A 4,984-nucleotide genomic window follows, 5' to 3' on the forward strand; every position below is an offset into this window, starting at 1 on the left:
GAGATCCTTTGCTACCGCGAGATCCTTTGCTACCGCGAGGCCCTTTGCTACCGCGAGGCCCTTTGCTACCGCGAGACCCTCTGCTCCCGCGAGGCCCTGTGCTACCGCGAGACCCTCTGCTCCCGCGAGGCCCTGTGCTACCGCGAGACCCTCTGCTCCCGCGAGGCCCTGTGCTACCGCGAGACCCTCTGCTCCCGCGAGGCCCTGTGCTACCGCGAGACCCTCTGCTCCCGCGAGGCCCTGTGCTACCGCGAGACCCTCTGCTCCCGCGAGGCCCTGTGCTACCGCGAGACCCTCTGCTCCCGCGAGGCCCTGTGCTACCGCGAGACCCTCTGCTCCCGCGAGGCCCTGTGCTGCCGCGAGACCCTCTGCTACCGCGAGACCCTCTGCTGCCACGAGACCCTCTGCTGCCGCGAGACCCTCTGCGACATTTAGAATTCTTTTTCTTGAAGTTTATAGCTAAAGTGAATTCTTCCGGTTCATCTGTTGGATTATTAGACATATAGTGTAATACACCATTTGTTTCTGCAATTGTTGCTAGTTTTTTCATATCATCACGTATGATCGTAGACATCTTCATTCCTCCTCCTTAGATTTGGCATCCATACATTTTATGCAATGGAGTTTGGGGAGGTATGGGTCAAAAATTTAATCTTTTTTTTTTTATTTAAGGTATGTATAAAATTAGGAGGATTAATCATAAATGGAGAAATATTTTATTGAAATACCCGAAAGTGAACTTTTAAGAATTCAGCAAAACATATGGGATCATGAATATGTCGATGCAAAGTTAAAAACAGCAAATCAAAAATGCTCAATCAAAGTAGCTCTAAGGGGAAACCAACTTCGTGAACATAAAAAAAAGTCCTACCATATCATATTTGATAAACCTTATCTTATCTATGGGCAGCATGAGATTCACTTAAATGCTGAGTATAACGACCCTTCCTTAATGAGAAATAAGCTTTCCTTCGACTTTTTTGAAAGTATTGGTGTTCTCGCTCCTCATTCTATTCATATTCTTCTTTATATTAATAATGTTTGTCATGGAATTTATTTGAAGCTAGAGTCGTTTGATCAATTTTATTTACGGAATAGAAATTTGCCAGAAGGATCGATTTATTATGCAACAAATTACGATGCCAATTTCTCGTTATACACCCCTGAAAAGAAATTGAAATTAACATTAGAAGATGGCTATACAAAAAAGTATGACTTCCAAAAAGATAGCTCCCTAAAAAGATTGCTTATCGTAATTAATACGTTTCCAAAAGAAGAATTCATTGATGAAATAATAAACATTTTAGATGTTGAAAAATATTTAATGTGGCTTGCAGGTGTCGTTTGTACTCAAAATTTTGATGGATTTATACACAATTATGCACTATATCACAATAGCAAGACAGGACTATTTGAAATCACCCCATGGGACTATGATGGGACATGGGGGAGAGATTTGCATGGTAGACCGCTTGAACATGATTACATACCAATAGAAGGGTATAATACATTGACAGCGAGATTACTAGCTTGTCCTAAATATAGAGTTTTGTATGGTGAGTTTCTTCATCAAATCTTGCAAACACAATTCACTGTGCAAGTCCAGAAACCTCTTATTGAAAAAATTCATCATAGTATCCGTCCATATATCCATAAAGATCCTAACTTAAAAAATGAATTAGAAACCTTTGATGGGGAACAGGAATATATCTTACGTTTTATTCGAGCGCGAAATAAGTATTTGGTAAGTAAGTTAGACTCGCTAATTAAGCTGTAAAGTTTTTTTAGGGCAGATGCTAAAAGAACGAGTAGATGATTGAACTCTACAATATACAATGATGTCTCTATCAAAACCACATTCATGTCTTTTCATTATAAATATAAGTACCCCTAAAGTAGATTTTTTTTAAAGTGTATACTCTATAGGGTACATTTTTATAAATGGAATCAAGGCAATCTTTTTTTAAAGATTAATGGATACGTAGTGATTAACTAAAGATAGAGGAGACCTAGGTTTCATACTTGGTGTACTGTTTTAATGTGAAGAAGGTTATGATAACTAAAATTAGTTCTTGCTGTTTGAATCTCCACGATTTGTCCATTAACATTATTTATTTTCCCAATATGGTTGTCTTTTTCACCAAGATTAAACACGACAAGTTCATTTTTCATTTTTTCAACTTGAGCTTCTAAGGTACTTGATAGGGGTTCAATGATAGATTGAATTTGGAGCTCCTTATCAGATAATCCGTAGGGGCTTTGATTATGAGTATAAGGAATCAGCCATTTCAAATGCTTAAATGCAATATACATCGTTTTATAAATAGGGGAATAAAATACAAAATAGTCGCTCATGATATTTGTAATATAACCATGCAATGGCTGGTTACCTGTTACATAAATTTCAACATAAATTCCTTGTGCTTGTGAAAGAACCTTTGCGAGAGTCAAATCTGTTTTATTTTTATTCGAAATTATGCTGGGAGATTCTGAAGGTTCCTTAATTTCATCTTTATTATCGTTATCTATTCCAAAATTTTGAATATGATCAATAGGAATGTAAATAAAGTCTGTTCCGTTAAATAGAACAATCATGTCGTTGCTCATATCAATCATGGTACCCTTAAGGTTTTTTTTTCCTGATAAATCAAAAAAAACGATTTCCTTATCAAAATTTTGAATTATATTATTCAAGTTCACCCTCCTATTTAATCAAATAGCAACATTACGCATAGAGATAAACTTAACAAACTAAAGATTAAGCCTATTTTAACTACAATAAATATTATTTTTGGGTACTTACCCCAAACGATTTTTATACCATGCTTTTTCACGTCAATAATAAGGTGGTCTTGGATGCCTTTTATAAATTGGTTATCATTAAGAAAAAATTAGACCCCTTATTGATGACTTAAAGCTGTCCTTTTTCAAATAGGGGTCTCCCTTCATAGATTATTATTCTCTAAAAAAGTAGATAGCTATTCATCTTCGTTTGCTGTATCTGACCGGCTACTTCTCTTACTTGGACGTTCTTCCTTTTTTTGTTTATTGTTTTCGTTGCTTTCTTTTTCTTCGTCCTTCTCTTTTTCAACCTTGACTCCATAGCTTATGCTACGAATATGGAACAATGAAAGCCGTATTATTTCTTCGTTTAAGATAATTGTTACAAAATCATCACTAACATCTTCCAGTACACCCTCTAACTTTTCAGGTCCCCCACGATTAACTCGTATCCATTGATATTTTATGTTTTCTAATAAACTTTTGAAGTCTTTCGCTTGTATGAACTCAAGATTTTCAGGAATTTCAATGTCGAAATTCAAGCCGTCTTTCGAATCCTGTGTTAGGCTCTTGATATGTTGGGTTTTATAATAAATAACTCCTTCTTTTTCAGTAAGTACCGTAACAAAGTCATCTTCTACAGCCAATAAAAAACCGATACAGGATTCAGGTCCTCCCCTATCTAACTTAATTACTTTATGAATTAAAGAAAGTAGCATTTCTTTGTTCATCCCTTTAGCCTCCTAGTTGTATTATCTTGCTATCTATATGTGTCATTGAATGACGAATTACTGTCAAAAGCCTATTTTTGTAAAAAATAAGTATAAATTGGATCCATATTAATATTTTGGGTATGAAAAAGAAGAATTTAGTTTTTCAGGCTACGACTCTACACAATTTTTCTATTTCATCAGATGTTAATTGATTTATGACTTTATGTATTCGTTAGCAATTATTTCAGCTTTCAATGTAGCGGAAGAGTGACAGTCTTTTCTACTAACTCTTGAGTTTGCGTAGTTCGAATTCTAACTCGTATCATGAATTGTTACGTAAGCTTGAGGCTCATTTGAACACTTTCTCAGCATAGTAGATTATGTATTTTAGGCGTGCCATAATGACCATCACTCTTGATGGGATTAACCATTGTTTAGGGGATTAATCCAGAATACTCCTCTTTCTGAAGTTAGAGGAGGTATTTTAACCTTTTTGATAATAATAAGATGTATATATTCTGAGGTTTACTGAATAGGACGATTTCGGCAACAAATGGGGGAGGTGAGCATTCAACACCCACGACGCTTTTGATAAATACATAATTTTAAAAAACATAAAAAAGACCCTCAGCAATACGTGTTGTTAAGGGGGATTATTCGTAAAAAACGTTGTTCCGTTCCGACGGTCTTCACATTAAGTTTGGCACCAATGATTCCTACTGGGTCCGAACCAGCGACCTCTACCCAGATAAAAAGGCGTTCTTCCAGCAGAGCTAGATAATCGATAAATTGTTTTATTTTTAAAAACAGGCGTATAAGTTAATTCATTTTATTCCAATCTTTTTTTGCATATATCTGCAGGGATTTTAAAATCATAAATTTCGGCTAGTTGTATAATCAAATACAGCGATGCCTGAAACAAGAAAAGCCATAGATAAACCGTGTATGATTAAGTCGACGAAAACAAATCGATACGGAGGGTTTATCTATGGCTCACCCTCTGCTGTTTTGTCGGATCAAAGGGTGTTGATTGGCACCGTGCAAAATCGAGCAGAGAACTATTTCCGCTTACTCAAAGTGAAGGATTCAAAGGGGAATATCCTTTGTTTAATTACGAATTGCTTTGATTTAGAGCCTTATGAAATCTCAGACATGTACAAATCACGCTGGGCAATTGAGCTGTTTTTCAAATGGATCAAGCAGCATCTCAACATTAAAAAGTTCTATGGTCAAAGCGAGAATGCGATTTACAATCAAGTGCTCATTGCCCTCAGTGTATTTTGCTTGAATGTTTTAGCTCAAATTGAAACCAAGAGTAAACGAAAAAACCTACAAATCAGCCGATATTTAAGGGCTTCTTTATGGAAACCAGCCTACATCTGGCTTCGAAAAATCGAAGGCAAAGCCGTTCCATAAAACGCAAACTGTCGATGTCGCACACGTATGATTGTAAATAAAAACCATATGGATGGAGCGACCTTTATTGAAGT

4 protein-coding genes and 1 pseudogene are annotated in these 4,984 nt (G+C 36.4%); 3 read left to right on the forward strand and 2 right to left on the reverse strand.

Annotated features, from left to right (window positions below):
- Positions 1-435: hypothetical protein (locus JFL43_RS22900; RefSeq protein WP_234447961.1), on the forward strand; the 435-nt coding region annotated here is incomplete at its 5' end.
- 268 nt (positions 436-703) lie between these two features.
- Complete coding sequence (locus tag JFL43_RS21910; RefSeq protein WP_200750688.1) at positions 704-1,777, forward strand: CotH kinase family protein; 1,074 nt, start codon at positions 704-706, stop codon at positions 1,775-1,777.
- A gap of 239 nt (positions 1,778-2,016) precedes the next feature.
- Here the strand turns inward: JFL43_RS21910 and JFL43_RS21915 are convergent, their stop codons facing one another.
- Positions 2,017-2,694 (reverse strand): DUF2642 domain-containing protein, encoded by a 678-nt coding sequence (locus tag JFL43_RS21915; RefSeq protein WP_234447962.1) that lies wholly within the window; start codon positions 2,692-2,694, stop codon positions 2,017-2,019.
- Between the two features lie 284 nt (positions 2,695-2,978).
- Positions 2,979-3,512, reverse strand: coding sequence for a hypothetical protein (locus tag JFL43_RS21920; protein ID WP_198517884.1), 534 nt, complete (start codon positions 3,510-3,512; stop codon positions 2,979-2,981).
- Between the two features lie 981 nt (positions 3,513-4,493).
- Between JFL43_RS21920 and JFL43_RS21925 the strand changes: the two are divergent.
- Positions 4,494-4,910, forward strand: a pseudogene (locus tag JFL43_RS21925) (transposase); the annotation flags it as partial.
- Between the last annotated feature and the right edge of the window lie 74 nt (positions 4,911-4,984).

The organism is Viridibacillus soli (assembly GCF_016612995.1).
In the GTDB taxonomy this organism is placed as follows: Bacteria; Bacillota; Bacilli; order Bacillales_A; family Planococcaceae; genus Viridibacillus; species Viridibacillus soli.